Genomic DNA, 19,540 nt, shown 5'->3' on the forward strand with positions numbered 1-19,540 from the left:
GATTAAGATGATAAAAACCACCAATGATTTAGAACAAGAGTTTCAAGAAACGGTTGAAACAATCAAGAGCGGCGGAAGTGAGAAGTATCACGAGAAATTAAAAGAACAAAACAAATTATTTGTTCGTGATCGCCTTGCTCTTTTATTTGATAACGGACAATACGAAGAAGATGGACTTTTTGCCAATAATAAAGCAAAGGGTCTCCCAGCTGATGGTGTTGTAACGGCAATAGGAAAAATAAATGGTCAAACAGTGTGTGTCATGGCCAATGATTCTACTGTAAAAGCAGGTTCATGGGGAGCAAGAACGGTAGAAAAAATTATTAGAATTCAAGAAACAGCCGAAAAACTAATGGTTCCGATTCTTTATCTAGTTGACTCTGCCGGAGCGAGAATTACAGACCAACTAGATATGTTCCCAAACAGACGTGGAGCAGGGAAGATCTTTTATAACCAAGTGAAGCTTTCTGGAATGGTCCCACAGATTTGTCTGTTGTTCGGTCCATCCGCTGCTGGAGGAGCATATATTCCGGCTTTCTGTGACATCGTGGTCATGGTAGATGGAAATGCATCCATGTACTTGGGCTCTCCTCGTATGGCTGAGAAGGTCATTGGAGAAAAGGTAACACTTGAAGAAATGGGTGGAGCCAGAATGCACTGCTCTGTGAGTGGTTGTGGAGATGTTCTCGCTGCTACAGAGGAAGAAGCAATTCAGCAAGCCCGAAAGTATCTTGGATATTTTCCTGGCAGTTACCAAGAGAAGACGAAAGAAGTGGATCCCGTAAGTCCTCAAGAGGGCAGGGCGCTAACGGATATCATCCCTGTAAATCAAAATGCTCCATTTGATATGTATGAAGCGATAGATCAGCTTATTGATGCAAACAGTTTCTTTGAAATCAAGAAACTTTTCGCACCTGAGTTGATAACAGGTTTTGCCCGAATGGATGGCAAGGTGGTGGGAATCATCGCAAATCAGCCAAAAGTGAAGGGCGGCGTACTATTTGTAGATTCTGCGGACAAAGGTGCCAAGTTCATTCAGCTTTGTGATGCATACCATATTCCATTACTGTTTCTTGCTGATGTTCCAGGTTTCATGATTGGTACAAAGGTGGAACGTGCAGGGATTATACGCCACGGAGCTAAACTTATTGCAGCGATGAGTTCTGCAACCGTGCCGAAAATCTCTGTTGTGGTTAGGAAGGCTTATGGTGCGGGTCTTTATGCCATGGCCGGACCGGCATTTGAACCTGATTGCTGCATTGCCCTTCCGACGGCACAAATCGCCGTGATGGGACCTGAAGCGGCTGTCAATGCAGTGTACTCCAACAAAATTAATGAAATCGAAGATCCAAAAGAAAGAATTGCTTTTGTACAAGAAAAGCATCAAGAATACAAAGAACATATTGATATCTATAAATTAGCATCCGAAATGATTGTAGATGATATTGTACCGGCAAAAGATTTGCGCAGTGTATTGATTAGTCGATTCCATTACTATTCAAGTAAGCAAATGACATTCAGTCATCGTAAACATCCTGTATATCCGGTATAGTTAATCAAAACATCCAGTGCCCATTTGAGGCACTGGATGTTTTTATGGGCATGGTACATCAGAAGAAAAAGAACAGTACAATCCAAAACGATAAATTGGTACAATGAAGAAAAATAGGACTAAAGAAGGAGAACCGATGAGAATTGGAATTGTTGGCGGAGGGGCTGTAGGTCTCTTATATGCCTTTCAGTTATCAAAAGTATTTACAGTCACTCTCTATGTAAAACGGGATGAAGCATTACAAACTATCAAGAACCAAGGCATAACAATATCGCATAATGATCAAAAAAAGGAAACTAGAAATGTTAATGTCATGAAGTGGGAGAGCGATGTCCCTTTAAAGGATGACTTAATCATAGTGGCAACGAAGCAATATGGCTTATTTGAGATCCTGCCCGTTTTGGAAATGTGCACAAAAGATCAATCCATCCTTTTTCTCCAAAATGGGATGTCTCATATTGACATGCTAGCACATATCTCTCATGCCGAAATACTATTGGGGATAGTGGAACATGGTGTGAAGAAGAATAATGATTGCACTATAATGTGGACAGGAAAAGGTCGTACGAAACTTGCAGGTTATCCTGAAACACAAGCTGATTTACACGCATCTCCTTTTATAAATAAGTGGATGGATACAATCGGTTTGGATTTTCCGATTGAAGTGTGCGAAGACTTCTATGAAATGATGATGAAAAAATTGCTTGTCAATGCCATCATCAACCCCTTGACGGCTATATTTGATGTTCGCAATGGAGAGCTGTTAACAAACCCTTATTTCCAAAAGTGTATGAAGCAGTTATATAATGAAATAAATTTTTTGGTCCAAGTGGAGAAGAGGGAAGAAGTGTGGAATCATATCTGCTCCATTTGCGAGAAAACAGCAGATAACATCTCTTCCATGAAGCGTGATATAAATGAAGGCAGACAAACTGAAGTTGATGCCATATTGGGATTTGTAATGAACTTGGCTAAAAAACAAGGAAAATCAGTACCGTTAACAGAATTTATTTATGAAGCTGTCAAAGGGCTCCAAAACAATGCAAGCTGTTAATACCTCTTATGCAATTTCACCATGCTTGTAAAATACTAAAAATAATGGAATAAGTGAAAAGAGGTATGATGAAATGTCGGGATTTTTAGCAGGAACTTTCGCTACAATCGTTACGCTTCCTATTTTTGCGCTGATTGTGTTTTATTTTATTGCTAAGGCAGTAACAAGGAACAATAAAAAGTCTTTTCATTTGGCGATTGATTCTTCGACGCTTTTCTTTATCCTAGCTGTACACTTTATCATAATCATCATCTGGGAAACATCGCTTTTATCGGTCATTTTAACTGTATTACTAATAATGGAGACAGTGATGGTTTTGACACACTACAAACTTAAAGAGGAAATACATTTTAAAAAGGTGTTCAAAGGGTTTTGGCGTTTAAATTTCCTGCTTTTTTTCCTAGCCTATTTTTGTCTAATGACATTTGGAATAATTAAACGGGTTTTTGATGCATTTGCTTAAGCAATATTTTTTGAAACAATGGAAATCAATGCTATACTCATGGAGACATTAACACATATGAACGATTCAGAAAGGACGTACTTTATGAATGTAGTAGAATTAACGCTCCCTACTATTAATAAGTTTTCCTCCGCTTATTTATCACAAAAGGAGAGCATTCTTCCCTTTTTTACATATAATCCGTTTTCTGTAGAGACATATACACAAAGAAACGAATATTTGAAAAATAGAAGCTTCAGGAGAAGAGAGCTTGCTGCACATCTTCTTGAATTTAATCAAAGGTACCATGCAGATGCACAAACCTTACATAGCATTGAAAAATTAAATGACAGCCGGTCGGTAGTGGTGATCAGTGGGCAACAAGCTGGTTTAATGACTGGCCCAATTTATACTATTTCTAAAATCCTCAGTACAATTAAGCTTGCCCAAGAGCAGGAGCTAAAACTTGGTATACCGGTTGTTCCTGTTTTTTGGATAGCAGGAGAAGATCATGATTATCAGGAAATCAATCATGTGAATCTACCGAAAGATAATGAAAATAAAAAACATGTTTTTCCTATGAAAAGAAGCCGGCAAAAAAATGGTATCAGAGCTTCATTATGACAAAAGAAAAATTACATGCATGGTTACTAGAAACAATTAATTCCTATGGAGAAAGTCCTTATACAAGGGAGTTAAAAGAAGAATTAGAGCATGCACTTGAAGTATCTGCCACATTTGTGGATATCTGCGCAAGCTTGATTACAAAACTCTTTAAAGGTACTGGTCTTGTATTAGTTAATGCAGCAGATCCTTCCTTGCGCAAACTGGAAACCCCTTATATGCAACAACTATTATCGAAGCATGGACAAATTCGCAATGGAATGCTTCTTTCACAAAAAGAACTCGAGGAACAAGGGTTTACACCGATGCTCGAGATTGACGCAGAATCCATGAATATATTCTTCCACCAAAACGGTGAACGCGAGCTCTTATTTTGGGATGAAGCGAAACAGATTGCTTATATAAAGGATTCAAACCATCAGTTTACAGTGGAACATTTAAATAAGTTGATGGAAGAACAACCTGAAAACTTCTCCAATAATGTTGTAACTAGACCGATGATGCAGGAGTTTTTGTTCCCCACCCTTGCTTTTATCGGAGGTCCGGGTGAAATCAGCTACTGGGCTGAACTTGGTCGATGTTTCCGTGCCATGAATCTTGAAATGCCGCCTGTTGTACCAAGAATATCTTTGACTTTATTGGAAAGGCACATTGATCGAACATTACTCGAATTGAATGAAAACATTGAAGATGTGGTGGAAAAGGGGCTTGAGGAAAAACGGAAAGCCTGGTTGTATAAGCAAGAACTAGAAACAATAGAAGCTACCTTGGCGTCTTATCGTGAACAATATGTAACTATTCATGATCAATTCCGAAAAGTGGGTAATACTACGTTGCCACATCATCGAAAGACATTTGAGAAGAATTGGAATCTGATTGATAAACAATTCACCTATATCCATCGCTTAATAGAGCGTTCAGCATATGAAAAACATGAAAATATGATGAACAAATATGAACGTGTCGAACTCGCAGTCTTGCCTAAAGGTATGCCGCAAGAGAGAGTATGGAATATTTATTATTTCCTTAACAAGTATGGTCTCGATTTTGTCCAAAGACTAACTGAATTGCCATTGGAACATAACGGAAAGCATAAAATAATAAAACTTTAAAAAACAGCGGGTAAAATCCGCTGTTTTTTTATATTCTTTTTCTGACAATCACCAATAAAGAAGGGAGTCGTAAACGAACATATACTGAAGAATGGTAGCTTATTGTGTTTGTCCAGGGTCAAAAAGAGCCAAGTTTGACCTAAATTCGTCCTTTTGTCAAAAAATGTTGTAAAAAGATGAAAAACGAAAAAAAAGTAGGCTTAAAGGATTTTCTTTTAGGGAAGAGAATAGTACAATAAAGTAAGTGGAGAGAAGTGGGGGATTGTGGGGGAAAGTAGAAGAAAGGTGGGAGAGCCGAATGTTCATGGGGGAATATAATCATACAATTGATGCAAAAGGGCGTATGATTGTGCCTGCAAAATTCCGTGATCATTTAGGTGAAACCTTTGTTCTTACCAGAGGCCTCGATAAATGCCTATTTGGCTACCCGCTCTCTGAATGGAAAACAGTTGAAGATAAACTGAAACAATTGCCACTTACTAAAAAGGATGCCCGTGCATTTACACGTTTCTTCTTTTCTGGTGCTTCTGAGTGTGAATTGGACAAGCAAGGCCGAGTGAATATTGCGACCCCACTTGTTCAGTATGCGCAGCTAGATAAGGAATGCGTGGTGATCGGAGTGTCTAATCGAATAGAAATCTGGAGCAAGGAAAACTGGAACTCATTTGTCGAAGACTCGGAAGACTCCTTCGCAGAGATTGCAGAAAACCTCGTAGATTTTGACTTATAAAAGGGATTTCATTACATCGAATACTAAGAACAGCCTGGATAAAACAAGATAGTCGGTGAGAAAATACCGATAGAAAAGAAAATGCAGCATCTTAGAGGAAAACAGCTTAGAGCTAGAAAGGCGGTGGAAAATGTTTCACCATGTAACAGTACTACTCAATGAAGCAGTAGAAGGTCTTAACATTAAAGAAGATGGCACGTATGTTGATTGCACATTAGGAGGTGCAGGGCATAGTTCCGAAATTGTAAAACAGTTATCAGACAAAGGAAGATTAATCGCGTTTGATCAGGATGACCATGCTCTAGAACATGCAAAGAATGTGTTACATAACTACCTGGACCGGGTCATTTTCATTAAAAGTAATTTCAAGCATCTGAAAGAGAAATTGTACGAGCAGGGAATCACCAAAGTGGATGGAGTGTTATTTGACCTTGGCGTTTCATCTCCTCAATTGGACACACCTGAAAGAGGTTTTAGTTACCATCACGAAGCACCTTTGGATATGCGAATGGACATGAACAGTCCGCTTAGTGCTTATGATGTTGTCAATGAGTGGTCTTATGAGAAGCTTGTAAGGATTTTCTTTCAATATGGAGAAGAGAAATTTTCCAAACAAATAGCTAGAAAAATCGAGGAATATCGAAAATCGAAGCCGATTGAAACGACACTTGAATTGGTGGAAATCATTAAAGATGGCATACCAGCTCCTGCTAGGAGAACCGGCGGACATCCTGCCAAAAGAGTATTCCAAGCAATAAGAATTGCAGTAAATGACGAGTTGGGTGTTTTTGAAGATGCTATTCATCAAGCAATTGATGTCTTGAAAGTCGGGGGAAGAGTTTCTGTTATTACCTTCCATTCACTTGAAGACAGAATGTGTAAGGTAGCCTTTAAAGAGAAAAGTCAGTTGCCACAACTGCCGCCTGGACTTCCAATCATCCCGGAAGAATTTCAACCGATACTCAAACTTATCACTAGAAAGCCGATACTACCTAGTGAAGAGGAACTAGAAACCAATAATCGTGCAAGATCGGCCAAACTAAGAATTGCAGAAAAAGCGAAAGACTAAATATAAAATAATGTAGACTAGGGGGAAAGAGAATGAGTAACTTAGCTCACAAAATTCAGAGGCAGCATGAAGAACGCATACAACAGTCGCCAAAAAGGCAATTGGTCGTAAAGAAACGTTCGAAAATTACTCTTGGGGAAAAAATACTTGGCTATATGTTTATCGGTATGCTGGCTTTTGGTTCCATCCACGTTATTACGAACCATGTAAATATCTATCATGTGAATAGCGAAATACAAACGCTTGAAGGATCCATCGAATCGCAATTAAAGGAAAATCGTGAACTTGAACTTCGGGTAGCGGAAGAAAGCAGCTATGAAGTCATTCTTGAAAAAGCGAAAAACCTTGGTCTGACATTAAACGAAAACAATGTGAAGAACGTAGGGAACTAAATGAGTACCCATAACATCGTTCATAAAAAAAGAATTCACTTAGGAGCAGCAATTCTACTCGGATTTTTTGCGTTGCTCTTTTTTCTATTAATTGGGCGATTTTTTTTACCTTCAAGCAACCGGAGAAGCACATGGACATAATTTATCAGCAGAGGCCAGTGAAAGATATAATGTCGATAAGACAATAGATGCAACAAGGGGTTCCATTTTTGATAGAAGTGGCGACCCGATTGCAGAAGACACACCTTCCTTTAATCTCGTGGCGGTGTTGGACGATGCTATGACAACAGATGATAAAAAACCTCGTCATGTTGTTGATCCAGAAGACACTGCTGCAAAATTGGCGGCTGTCTTAGAGGCTAATGAGAATGAAATCTTAGAAAAGCTACAGTTAAATCGTAAACAAGTAGAATTCGGAGCATTGGGCAGAGATCTTCCCTTGTCCGTCAAAAAAGAAATAGAAGACATGAAATTGCCGGGTATCGGATTTGTGGAAGGTTCCAAACGCTATTATTTCAACGGCAAATTTTCCAGTCACGTGGTAGGTTTTGCAAGATCAAATGATGATGGTGTAGTTTCTGGTGTAACAGGTCTTGAAAAGATGTTAGAGGATGAACTAAAAGAACAGAATGGTTCATTAGCCGTTAAAACAGATAATAAAGGGATCAAACTCTCTATGGACTCAGATGTATCCTATGTTCCTGCAATCAACGGGAAAAATGTGCATCTGACATTAGATAAGACAATACAGACATTTTTAGAAGAAGCAATGAACAATGTAGTAGAGCAATACGAACCGGAACGTATCATTGCAATAGTGGCAGATCCAAAGACAGGCGAAATACTTGCGATGGGATCTCGCCCAACCTTCGATTTAAACACCAGAGAAGGTTTGACAGATAATTGGAATAACGATGCCATTTCGTATCGCTATGAGCCAGGATCCACTATGAAAATATTCTCCCTGGCTGCAGCAATTGAAGAAGGAGTATACAATGGCTCTGAACTCTATCAGTCTGGTTCTTATACTCTCCCAAAAGATCCTATTCCTGTGTACGATCACAATAGGTCGGGGTGGGGAACCATATCTTTCGATGAAGGGGTTCAGCGATCCTCAAACGTAGCTTTTGCTCTACTTGCAGATAAGATGGGGACAGATACACTATTGGAATACATTCATGCATTTGGGATGAATGAACCAACAGGTATAGACCTCCCAGACGAAACAACAAGTAACATTAACTACGATTATTACAGAGACCGCATTTCTACTGCATTCGGTCAAGGGTCGGCTTTTACCCCGATCCAACAAATCCAAGCCGCAACGGCCATTGCAAATGATGGGAAGATGATGCAGCCGTATGTGGTGGATAAAATAGTCGATCCAAACACAAATGAGGTTGTATTAGAAAATAAACCGAAACAAAAAGGCACACCTATATCTGAAAAAACTGCTGACAAAGTGTTAGAAGTATTAGAATCAGTTGTTAGCTCAGAAAACGGAACAGGTCGTCCATACAGTATCGAAGGATATAAAGTGGCAGCAAAAACAGGAACCGCCCAAATCCCTGGACCAGGAGGTTATTTATCTGGTCATGGCGAATACATCTATTCAATTACAGGGATGGCTCCTGCCGATGATCCCGAGTTATTGATGTATGTGGCGGTAGAAAAGCCGAAAATTGCTCAACATGAAAACGGAGCAGGTCCTGTATCGGGAGTGTTCAATTCCGTGATGCGTCGCAGCTTACAATATTTGAGCATCCAACCTGATGAGAATCAAACAAAACACTCCGAAGAAGAAAAGTGTTGGGATGAAAGTGCCTAATCTTGTCGGTAAAAAATATTCAGGATGTATCTTCTGGCTCTAACGGCCCTGAATATGTGATGGTTGGTGAGGGATCAAAGGTATTGAAACAAACCCCTCAACCAGGCCGTGAAGTCATTAAAGGCGAAAGGGTCATTCTGTTAACAGAAAAATCTCCGGCACTCCCGGATATGACGGGATGGAGCCTGCGTGATGTTCGAAAGATATCCAACATACTCAAACTTGAAACCGAGATTATCGGAAATGGTTACGTACTAAATCAGAATATCATTCCTGGAACCCCGGTAGAACAGGGGAACAATCTAGTTGTGGAATTGGGCTCAAACAGACCTCTGCCGCAAACGGATGAACAGGAAGATGAAACGGAAGAAACAGAATCAGAAGAAGATTCCGAGGATAGTTAACTTAAATGCACTGTTAAAGGCATAGACCTTTGGCAGTGTTTTTTTATGTTAATAATTATAAAAACAGTTGATTTCCGTTCCAGGCGCTTCGCTTGCTTGCGGGCGGTCCGTGCGCCTCCTCAGGCTTCGCCTTCCGGGGTCTCACCTGTCCTTCCTCCCGCGGGCGTCTGCGCACCTTCCACTCCAATCAACTAGAGGGTTTCATTCACCTAGGCTTGATAAAAAGGAATCTAACAGAGTTAAGTGAAAAAGCATTAACCTCTCGTTCTAGTAGTTTATAGCTGTGGATTGGAGCAAATGATGAAGACTCCAGGGGGGAGTAACGGTAGATTGAGACCCCGCAACGAAGTTGGCCACTGAAAAAGTCTTTGATGTTAGATTTTTTTAAGACACCGCTGTTAATTTCCGCAAACGGCTTCGCTTTCCACGGGGCGACCTTGAGCCTCCTCGGGCTACGCCCTGCGGGGTCTCAACATTGTCGCTACTCCCCCGTAGGAGTCTTCGCCTATTGCTCCAATCAACAGCTATAAATTATCCAAAAGATTGGTTACTAGGTTTTTCAGTGGCCTCCAACGAAGTGAGGAGGCTCAAGCACCGTCCCGCGGAAAGCGAATCATTTGTGGAAAGGAACAGCGGCGATTAACCAATTGACTAAAATTTTTCATTTAAAGATCTATGCTCGGTTTTTAATACAAATTCAGGGGTTCAAAATAAGAGCTTCTCTTGGATTACAACCTACTACCATGTTCTATCCGCGTTCGTACAAGCATATATTACTACGAATATTAAAGGGGGTTCATAGGATATGCGGGTATCTCATGTGACGGTTCGGAGAAGGTTAACCATTGTACTTCTTGTAGGAATTCTACTTTTCAGTATTATTGATTTACGCCTAGGATATGTTCAATTCGCATTGGGGAATATGCTAACAGACCGTGCAAAAGATTCTTGGAGCAGGAATATTCCCTTTGAACCAGAACGAGGAGAGATCCTTGATCGAAACGGGGTTCCATTGGCAACGAATATGAGTGCACCGACGGTTTTGGTTGTACCGAGACAAATTAAAGATCCTAATGACACGGCTGAAAAACTCGCAGCTGTCTTAAATATGTCCAAAGAAAAGGTGTACAAGCTAGTAACGAAAAGTTCCTCTATGGAAAGGATTAACCCAGAAGGAAGAAAGATTTCTCATGAGAAAGCGAAAGAGATAAGAGCATTAGGGTTAAAAGGGGTTTATATTGCTGAGGACTCAAAACGCCATTATCCATTCGGTAGTTATCTTTCCCATGTATTAGGTTTTGCAGGGATAGATAATCAGGGCTTAATGGGGTTGGAACTATACTATGATGAACAATTAAAAGGAGAAAAAGGATACGTACAATTTTATTCGGATGCAAAGGGAAGAAGAATGCCGGATATACCAGATGATTATGAAGCCCCACAGGACGGTTTAGACTTGAGGTTAACGATTGACTCGAAAGTTCAGACAATCATGGAAAGAGAGTTGGATCTTGCACAGGAATTGTATAACCCTGATGGAATCATTGCAATAGCAATGGACCCGAATACAGGAGAAATTTTAGCGATGTCAAGCAGGCCGGATTTTGATCCCGCTGAATTTCAAAATGTTGCACCTGAGATATATAACCGGAACCTGCCTGTATGGAGCACATATGAGCCGGGATCAACGTTTAAAATTATCACCCTTGCAGCCGCTTTGGAAGAAAATAAAGTCAACTTGAAAAATGATACTTTTAATGACAGCGGAGCAGCAATGGTTGATGGAGCACGGCTTCGTTGTTGGAAAAAAGGAGGACATGGCCACCAGACATTCCTTGAAGTGGTTCAAAATTCATGTAACCCAGGTTTTGTTGAGCTGGGCCAACGTTTAGGTACCGAAACATTATTTAATTATATAAAGTCTTTCGGCTTTGGTGAGAAGACAGGAATCGACTTGGCTGGAGAAGGAAAGGGGATTCTATTTAAACCTGAAAGAGTAGGACCGGTAGAGCTAGCAACTACTGCATTCGGACAAGGGGTATCCGTTACTCCGATTCAGCAGGTTGCGGCGGTTTCAGCAGCAGTGAACGGCGGAATACTCTACACTCCATTTATTGCGAAAGAGTTTGTGGACCCTATTTCAGGAGATATAGTCTCGAGAAAGACTCCTGTTGAAAAGAGAAGGGTCATTTCAGAAGAAACCTCTGCTCAGGTACGCTATGCATTAGAAAGTGTAGTTGCCCAAGGAACTGGTCGTAATGCTTTTGTAGAAGGGTATCGAGTTGGTGGGAAAACGGGAACAGCCCAGAAAGTTAAAGACGGTCGTTATATGGAAAATAATCATATTGTATCTTTTATAGGTGTTGCACCTGCGGATGATCCTCAACTTGTTGTGTATCTTGCTGTTGATAATCCGAAGGGAACCGTTCAGTTTGGTGGTGTTGTAGCAGCCCCGATAGTTGGGAATATAATGGAGGATAGCCTAAATGCTTTGGGAGTGGAAAAGAGAAAAGGACAAATCGAAAAAGAATTGCAATGGCCGGATGTACCTCTTGTAGAAGTTCCTGATTTAAAAGGTATGACAAGAAAAGAACTTCTCCAACAACTAGTTACTCTCAAACTTGATATTAGCGGGGATGGGGATACAGTTGTTCAGCAAGCGCCGGCTCCTGGTACAAAAGTGGAAGAAGGGTCGACTGTTAGGGTCTTCATGTCCGGGAAAAGCAAATCTGATGAGGAATAAATTGTAGCTGATTGGTTTAATTTCCCTAAATAGGATAGAATGGTGATTAAGGTAATTTAAGAAAATTGTCGTTATCTTTCACCATCTATCCTTATAGTCTTTCATTCGGCATTTAGGTTTTCAAGTAAGCCAAAGGGGTTTGATTCGTATGAAACTTCAACAACTAATTCAATATCTTCACAGATATGAAGTATCCTCAAAGTATAACCCTGAGATATCTTCCATTGTCATGGATTCCCGTAAGGTCAATGAAGGGAGTTTATTTTTTTGTATTAAAGGGTACACGGTAGATGGGCATCAATTCGCGCAGGAGGCAGTGAATAAAGGGGCAGTCGCCATCATCTCAGAAAAACCATTAGATGTTGCTGTTCCGGTCATCGTTGTTCCTGACACCATGAGGGCAATGGCTATCTTAGCGGATGTATTCTTCCAACAGCCTACACATAAACTTCACTTGATAGGTGTTACCGGTACAAATGGAAAAACGACTACCACACATATCATAGAATCCATTTTCCAACATCATCAGAGAAAGACGGGTATGATCGGCACTATTTATATGAAAATAGGAAACAAAACATATCCTGTAAAAAATACCACTCCAGATGCATTAACTTTGCAAGACTCCTTTCACCAAATGGTTGAAAACAAAGTAGACACTGTGGTGATGGAGGTATCCTCCCATGCACTCCATATGGGAAGGGTGTATGGATGTGACTTTGATGTGGCGGTGTTTACCAATCTTACACAAGATCATCTCGATTACCATAAAACGATGGAAGAATATCGATATGCCAAGTCTTTGTTATTTTCTTCATTAGGAAACTCCTATAATCTTGCAAAGCCGAAGTATGCCGTCTTGAATGCTGATGACCCTGCAAGTGATATTTATAAAAGAGCAACTGCTGCTCAAGTTATAACTTATGGAATAAATGAAACCAGCGACATCAGGGCGAAAAATGTGAAGACATCGGCTAAGGGCACCACATTCGACCTCGTGTATGATAATAAAGTCGTTCCTATCAATTTGAAATTGGTCGGACAATTTAGTGTGTACAATGTTCTTGCTGCAATAAGCGCCAGTTATGTTTCCAATATCCCCATGGAGACCATCATTCCAGTGGTTGAAAATATGAGGGGGGTGCCTGGACGTTTTGAAGCTATCGAAGCAGGGCAGGACTTTACGGTAATTGTTGATTACGCTCATACTCCTGACAGCTTGGAAAATGTGCTGAAAACGACCAAACAACTTTCTCAAAACAATATCTATTGTATTGTAGGTTGCGGAGGCGATAGAGATCGTTCAAAGCGTCCGTTGATGGCTGCAGTCGCAGTGAATTATGCGAGCAAAGCTATATTCACATCCGACAATCCCCGTTCTGAAAATCCCACTTCAAATCTTTAAAGATATGGAAGCCGGTGTAAAAGAGAGGCACTATGAAATTGTGGAAGATAGGCGAGCGGCGATTTTTAAAGCAATAGATCAAGCCAAATCCGGTGATGTGGTCCTAATTGCAGGCAAAGGTCATGAAACCTATCAGGTCATAGGGGATAAAGTGCTTGAATTTGATGATAGAAAAATTGCATTGGAAGCCATACAGTCGAAGCAAAGCTCATAGACTGTTAAGGTGTGTATGATTTTATCCAACAATTAGACCATTGCCTAGGCCTTACAATATCCCAGAAATTGAACAGAGGATAATGAAAAAGTGTTATTTTAACAAGAAATAATAAAAAGATGAAAAAAAGTATTTTCATATCAACCAAAAACCGCTAAAATTTACTTTTGGTATAACATTTAACTTAATGCAATTTCCTAGCTGTTGATTAGAGCATAGGGCAAAGACTATTGATGGAGATAGCGCTAGCTTGAGACCATGCAACGAAGTGAGGAGGCTCAAGCAGCGCCCCTAGGAAAGCGAAGCTCGGTGCGGAAATCAACAGCGGTGGTTGACCAGAAAAAAATCTAAACGAAAAAACGGGTATTATCTGCCGGTTATAATAGGTGGATAATACCTCTAATCATGAGATTCAAGAGAGGAGGGAATAACGATGGAACAACAGGTTATCTTATTTGCTATCGTTATGTCTTTTTTAATTACTGTATTAGTATCACCAATATTTATTCCCTTCCTGCGAAGACTGAAATTCGGTCAAAGTATAAGAGAAGAAGGGCCGCAATCCCACCAAAAGAAAACAGGCACCCCGACAATGGGAGGAATTATGATACTCCTGTCCGTTGCGGTAACAACTCTCGTCATCACAGGCCAATTTGCGGAAACTTCCGTTGAAACGTACTTGCTGCTTTTTGTGATGGTAGGGTACGGACTGTTAGGTTTTCTGGATGATTTTATTAAAGTGGTTCTCAAAAGAAACCTAGGGTTGACTTCCTTGCAGAAGTTAATTGGACAGATCTTAATTGCAGTTATCTTCTATTTTGTTTTTGTGCAATTTGAATTCTCCACTGCGGTCAGTGTACCGGGAACAAGCATTTCTATTGAATTAGGATTCTTTTATGTTCTCTTTCTAATTTTTTGGCTAGTTGGATTTTCCAACGCAGTCAATCTGACGGATGGGCTAGATGGTCTTGTATCAGGAACTGCTGCTGTAGCTTTTGGTGCGTTTGCTATTCTTGCCTGGTATCAGTCACAGTTTGAAGTGTCCATTTTCGCTGTTGCGGTTGTAGGTGCGTTACTAGGATTTCTAGTATTTAACGCTCATCCTGCCAAGGTGTTCATGGGAGATACAGGTTCATTGGCGCTTGGTGGTGCTATTGCGACTGTAGCAGTATTATTAAAATTAGAAATTCTGCTTATTATTATCGGTGGAGTTTTCGTAATGGAAACACTCTCCGTTATTATCCAGGTCATCTCTTTCAAAGCGACAGGAAGAAGGGTCTTTAAAATGAGTCCACTTCATCATCACTATGAGCTTGTCGGTTGGTCAGAATGGCGCGTAGTTGTCACGTTCTGGACAGTCGGGCTGTTGTGTTCGTTGCTTGGAATTTATTTAGAGGTGTGGATCTAATATGAAGAAAATCAACCAATACGAAGGAAAAAGGGTTCTTGTTCTAGGTTTAGCCAAGAGCGGAACTGCAACTGCAGATTTGTTACATAAGTTGGGGGCAAAGGTAATTGTAAATGACAGAAGTCCTTTCGAGGGAAACGAACAAGCTGAATATCTGCTTTCTAAAGGCATGGAAGTTGTTTGTGGTGGACATCCGACAAATATCTTTGATCAGAAAATTGATGTAGTTTTTAAAAACCCGGGCATTCCCTATCATAACCCCTTGGTACAACTTGCGACTGAAAAAGGAATTCCTGTTCTTACCGAAGTAGAACTTGCCTATCAAATCAGTGAAGCACCAATTATCGGAATTACTGGATCTAATGGGAAAACCACCACTACTACGCTGATTGACGAAATGCTAGCTGCGGATAAAAAATCACCCCTAATAGCCGGCAACATCGGAAATGTATCGGTAGAAGTGGCTCAGCAAGCGACTGAAAAAGATATCATGGTTACGGAATTATCATCCTTTCAATTGATGGGAACGGATATATTCAGACCGAAGATATCTGTGTTTCTTAATCTTTTTGAAGCCCATTTGGATTATCACGGAACATTGGATGAGTATGGAAAAGCAAAAGCAAAAATTTTCTTCAACCAAACAAAAGAAGATTATGCAGTCGTCAATGCTGACGATGCCCAAGTGATGAAACTTTCTGAGGGAATTCAGCCTACCATCGTTCCATTCTCCACAAATAAAACAGTTGATGGTGCTTACTTAAAAGATAATTATGTATGCTTTAAAGACGAGAAAATTATCTCTATAGATCAAATTGTGTTGCCAGGAAAACATAATTTGGAGAACATCCTAGCAGCTGTGGCAGCTGTAAAACTTTCAGGAGTCAGTAATGAGGCAATTATAGAGGTGCTTACAAGATTTTCAGGTGTTAAACATCGTTTGCAGTTCATTGGTGAGCGCGACGGCAGAAGGTTTTATAATGACTCTAAAGCTACGAACATTTTAGCTACTCAAAAAGCTCTTTCCGCATTTGAAAATAATGTAGTTCTGCTTGCAGGAGGGCTTGATCGCGGAAACGAGTTTGATGACCTTCTACCTTACATGAGTAACGTCAAAGTGCTCGTAACTTTTGGTGAGACAGCTGAGAAATTGATGCGCACAGCTTCTGAAGCTGGAATAAAACAAATAAAACATGTCGATAATGTGGAAAAAGCCGTACCGGTGGCTTATGAAATGTCCGAGGGCGGAGATGTCATTTTATTGTCCCCTGCTTGTGCAAGCTGGGATCAATATAAAACATTTGAGCAACGAGGAGACATTTTTATAGACGCCGTGCATAAGCTTAAATAAGGGCTTGGCCACATGTTCAAGAGGCTTTGTTCTGATAGCTTCCCTACTTATATGTAGGGAAAGCATACGGACAGAGCCTTTTTCTGGCTATTGGCATGAACGTTTCGTTAACGTTTAGGCTCCATCTGCCCTAATTTCTGTAGTAGAGGTGTTTTCACGTTGGCAAACAAGCGATCAACTCCGGACATAATATTAATTTTAACCACACTAACCTTGCTTGCAGTAGGACTTATCATGGTCTACAGTGCAAGTGCGGTATGGGCTGATTACAAATTTGAAGATACATTCTTCTTCGCCAAAAGGCAGATGCTATTTGCTGGACTCGGTGTAGTTGCAATGTTTTTTATCATGAACGTCGACTATTGGACATGGAGAACTTGGTCGAAATTAATTATTCTGGTATGTTTTTTCTTGCTTGTCATCGTTTTGATTCCTGGTGTCGGAATGGAACGGAACGGTTCTAGAAGTTGGATTGGAGTTGGAGCGTTCTCGGTACAACCATCAGAGTTTATGAAAATAGCCATGATTGCATTTCTAGCAAAATACTTAAGTGAAAATCAAAAAAAGATTACATCCTTCAAAAAAGGCTTGGTTCCGAGTCTTTCTCTTGTATTTTTGGCTTTTGGAATGATTATGTTGCAGCCCGATCTAGGGACAGGAACTGTAATGGTTGGTACATGTATTGTCATGATCTACGTTGCAGGTGCGAGGATCAGTCACTTTATTGGTTTAGGTCTTGTCGGTGTAGCCGGTTTTGTTGTTTTGATTCTTTCGGCACCATACCGGATAAAACGAATCACTTCCTTTTTGAACCCATGGGAAGATCCATTAGGAAGCGGCTTCCAGATCATTCAATCCTTATATGCAATTGGGCCAGGCGGATTGCTTGGATTAGGACTTGGTCAAAGCAGGCAGAAGTTCTTTTATTTACCTGAACCGCAGACAGACTTCATTTTTGCTATATTGGCAGAGGAACTTGGGTTTATCGGAGGCACATTTGTTGTTCTACTATTTGCATTGCTACTATGGAGGGGAATCCGGATTGCACTAGGTGCCCCTGATTTGTACGGCAGCTTCTTAGCAGTGGGAATCATCGCCATGATTGCTATCCAGGTCATCATAAATGTAGGAGTAGTAACCGGATTGATGCCAGTAACTGGAATTACTCTCCCTTTCCTAAGTTATGGAGGCTCCTCATTGACCTTGATGTTGCTCGCCGTCGGTATCCTCTTAAACATAAGCAGATACGCGAAATACTAACAAAAGCCGAAATCAGCACCCCACTGGTTTCGGCTTTTGTGTTGTGTAAGAAATTATAAACTAATCGGATTGTGGAATAGTCTTCTAGATGATTCTTCATCTTCGTGATGAATGCCTTTGTGACGAAGAAAAAATAGAAGAGTAGTCCTCATGGCTGTTATGAAGACATCAGTGACAAGGAAAAAGGAGGGGAGAAGTCTTCATCGCTGTTATGAAGACCCTAGTGACAAGGAAAAAGGAGGAGAGAAGTCTTCATCGCTGTTATGAAGACGCCAGTGACAAGGAAAAAAGAGGAGAGATGTCTTCATCGCTGTTATGAAGACCCTAGTGACAAGGAAAAAGGAGGAGAGAAGTCTTCATCGCTGTTATGAAGACGCCAGTGACAAGGAAAAAAGAGGAGAGATGTCTTCATCGCCGTTATGAAGACGCCAGTGACAATTAAAACGTAGAAGAGAAGTCTTCATTCATTAGAGAATGGAGCGCAAAGGTAAGTTCCTGCCTATATTTCACATGAATAAATTCTGGCAGTTACCAGAGTAAGTGCTTTTGTGTTACATATCAGGACATAATATGACAAAAAATAAAAAATTTGATTACAATAACTAATATTCGTTGCACATCTTTAACAAGGGATATACTATTAAAGTATTGTGCGAATAATGTTTGCACATCTACATTTCATAACATGTATTTTCATCAATGAAAAAATGTAAATAACAAATAACAGGTTTATAATCTATGAACTATAGGGTATGTAAATATAGTCCTTTTTTAACGAATTACATAATAGTCATGACCTGAACTTCAAACCTTCGATGTGATGGGCCGGTGTACCGATAGTATACAATGTGCATAGAATATTAGTAATGATTAATGTGCCTACATCACGAATAGGACGAAGGATTATTTATCTACCTTTATAAAGTTATGAAAGTTGTTATATGAACGTGGATTTAGGAGGATTTATATGGAAGCTTTATTAAAGGAACTACAAGAGAAAGAAGTGGGCAAGGTACTCCCTAATGAACCACTTGCAAATCATACGACAATGAAAATTGGCGGTCCAGCAGATGTACTTGTGGAGCCGAAAAGTTTAGAAAAACTTCAAGAAACAATGGAGACCATCAATAAATACAAGGTGAAATGGACGGCAATCGGCCGCGGATCCAATCTATTGGTCTCAGACCTTGGTATTGAAGGGGTCGTAATAAAACTCGGGAACGGAATGGATCACTTTGAACTAGAAGGTGATGAAGTGCATGTTGGAGGAGGATATTCCTTAATCAAGCTCGTTACCATCATCAGTAAAAAAGGATTAACCGGCCTTGAGTTTGCTGGAGGCATCCCTGGTTCAGTAGGTGGTGCAGTTTATATGAATGCAGGTGCACACGGCTCTGACATGTCTAAAGTACTAAAAAAAGCTCATATCTTGTTTGAAGATGGAAAGATGGAATGGTTGACGGCAGATGAACTGAATTTTTCCTATCGCACGTCGCTCCTTCAGAAAGAGCGACCGGGGATTTGTTTAGAAGCCGTCTTGATTGTGGAACAAGGAAATAGAGAAGAAGTAGTCGCACAACTTCAAAAAAATAAAGATTACCGACGTGATACTCAGCCGTTTTCGTACCCTTGTGCCGGCAGTATTTTTAGAAATCCACTTCCGGATTATGCTGGACAGCTGATTGAAAAAGCCGGGCTAAAAGGACACAAAATTGGCGGCGCGAAAGTTTCTGATATGCATGCAAACTTCATTGTAAACGATGATGGCGCAAAAGCTCAGGATGTATTGGACCTAATTGAATACATTAAGGAGACGATCCTTGAGAAATACAATGTCCAATTAGAAACGGAAGTTGAAATTATAGGAAGAAAATAGTAGTTTTTTTCCGTTTTTTCACCCCACATATGATATAATTATGCTAGAAAATCATTGTAAATTACATGCGTAGCTT

15 protein-coding genes and 1 pseudogene are annotated in these 19,540 nt (G+C 40.3%); all 16 read left to right on the plus strand.

Annotation, left to right across the window (positions count from 1 at the left end):
* The first annotated feature begins 7 nt into the window (after positions 1-7).
* The 16 genes and pseudogenes from M313_RS0104945 (at position 8) to murB (ending at position 19,464) form a co-directional block, all read left to right on the plus strand.
* Positions 8-1,552 (plus strand): acyl-CoA carboxylase subunit beta, encoded by a 1,545-nt coding sequence (locus M313_RS0104945; RefSeq protein ID WP_010193044.1) that lies wholly within the window; start codon positions 8-10, stop codon positions 1,550-1,552.
* 136 nt (positions 1,553-1,688) lie between these two features.
* Positions 1,689-2,606 (plus strand): 2-dehydropantoate 2-reductase, encoded by a 918-nt coding sequence (locus M313_RS0104950; protein ID WP_010193045.1) that lies wholly within the window; start codon positions 1,689-1,691, stop codon positions 2,604-2,606.
* 73 nt (positions 2,607-2,679) lie between these two features.
* Positions 2,680-3,069, plus strand: coding sequence for a DUF3397 domain-containing protein (locus M313_RS0104955; RefSeq protein ID WP_010193046.1), 390 nt, complete (start codon positions 2,680-2,682; stop codon positions 3,067-3,069).
* 84 nt (positions 3,070-3,153) lie between these two features.
* Entirely contained in the window at positions 3,154-3,672 is a 519-nt protein-coding gene (gene bshC, locus M313_RS26575; protein WP_157182420.1) for a bacillithiol biosynthesis protein BshC, read from the plus strand.
* Positions 3,669-4,784 carry a bacillithiol biosynthesis cysteine-adding enzyme BshC gene (gene bshC / locus M313_RS22730; protein ID WP_010193048.1) on the plus strand — a complete coding sequence of 372 codons (1,116 nt, stop codon included), beginning with the start codon at positions 3,669-3,671 and terminating at the stop codon, positions 4,782-4,784. Before bshC (M313_RS26575) ends, bshC (M313_RS22730) begins: the two co-directional genes overlap by 4 nt.
* A gap of 298 nt (positions 4,785-5,082) precedes the next feature.
* Entirely contained in the window at positions 5,083-5,514 is a 432-nt protein-coding gene (mraZ, locus tag M313_RS0104965; RefSeq protein WP_010193049.1) for a division/cell wall cluster transcriptional repressor MraZ, read from the plus strand.
* A gap of 130 nt (positions 5,515-5,644) precedes the next feature.
* Positions 5,645-6,583: a 16S rRNA (cytosine(1402)-N(4))-methyltransferase RsmH gene (gene rsmH, locus M313_RS0104970; RefSeq protein ID WP_010193051.1), complete on the plus strand. Its 939-nt coding sequence runs from the start codon at positions 5,645-5,647 to the stop codon at positions 6,581-6,583.
* A gap of 32 nt (positions 6,584-6,615) precedes the next feature.
* Positions 6,616-6,975 (plus strand): cell division protein FtsL, encoded by a 360-nt coding sequence (ftsL, locus tag M313_RS0104975; RefSeq protein ID WP_010193053.1) that lies wholly within the window; start codon positions 6,616-6,618, stop codon positions 6,973-6,975.
* A 91-nt stretch (positions 6,976-7,066) separates the two neighbouring features.
* Complete coding sequence (locus M313_RS22735; protein WP_234946540.1) at positions 7,067-8,803, plus strand: peptidoglycan D,D-transpeptidase FtsI family protein; 1,737 nt, start codon at positions 7,067-7,069, stop codon at positions 8,801-8,803.
* A 2-nt stretch (positions 8,804-8,805) separates the two neighbouring features.
* Entirely contained in the window at positions 8,806-9,207 is a 402-nt protein-coding gene (locus M313_RS26275) for a PASTA domain-containing protein (RefSeq protein ID WP_034774352.1), read from the plus strand.
* Between the two features lie 805 nt (positions 9,208-10,012).
* Positions 10,013-11,950 (plus strand): stage V sporulation protein D, encoded by a 1,938-nt coding sequence (locus M313_RS0104985; RefSeq protein WP_010193054.1) that lies wholly within the window; start codon positions 10,013-10,015, stop codon positions 11,948-11,950.
* Positions 11,951-12,098: 148 nt separating this feature from the next.
* Positions 12,099-13,569 (plus strand): annotated as a pseudogene (locus M313_RS22745) (UDP-N-acetylmuramoyl-L-alanyl-D-glutamate--2,6-diaminopimelate ligase).
* 433 nt (positions 13,570-14,002) lie between these two features.
* Positions 14,003-14,977 carry a phospho-N-acetylmuramoyl-pentapeptide-transferase gene (gene mraY, locus M313_RS0104995; protein ID WP_010193057.1) on the plus strand — a complete coding sequence of 325 codons (975 nt, stop codon included), beginning with the start codon at positions 14,003-14,005 and terminating at the stop codon, positions 14,975-14,977.
* A gap of 1 nt (position 14,978) precedes the next feature.
* Positions 14,979-16,328, plus strand: coding sequence for a UDP-N-acetylmuramoyl-L-alanine--D-glutamate ligase (murD, locus tag M313_RS0105000; protein WP_010193058.1), 1,350 nt, complete (start codon positions 14,979-14,981; stop codon positions 16,326-16,328).
* 159 nt (positions 16,329-16,487) lie between these two features.
* Positions 16,488-17,588, plus strand: coding sequence for a stage V sporulation protein E (gene spoVE / locus M313_RS0105005; protein ID WP_010193059.1), 1,101 nt, complete (start codon positions 16,488-16,490; stop codon positions 17,586-17,588).
* Positions 17,589-18,555: 967 nt separating this feature from the next.
* Positions 18,556-19,464, plus strand: a complete 909-nt coding sequence (gene murB / locus M313_RS0105010; protein ID WP_010193060.1) for a UDP-N-acetylmuramate dehydrogenase — start codon at positions 18,556-18,558, stop codon at positions 19,462-19,464.
* Positions 19,465-19,540 lie beyond the last annotated feature (76 nt).

This window comes from Bacillus sp. m3-13 (assembly GCF_000175075.1).
Taxonomy (GTDB): Bacteria; Bacillota; Bacilli; order Bacillales; family Bacillaceae_I; genus Sutcliffiella_A; species Sutcliffiella_A horikoshii_C.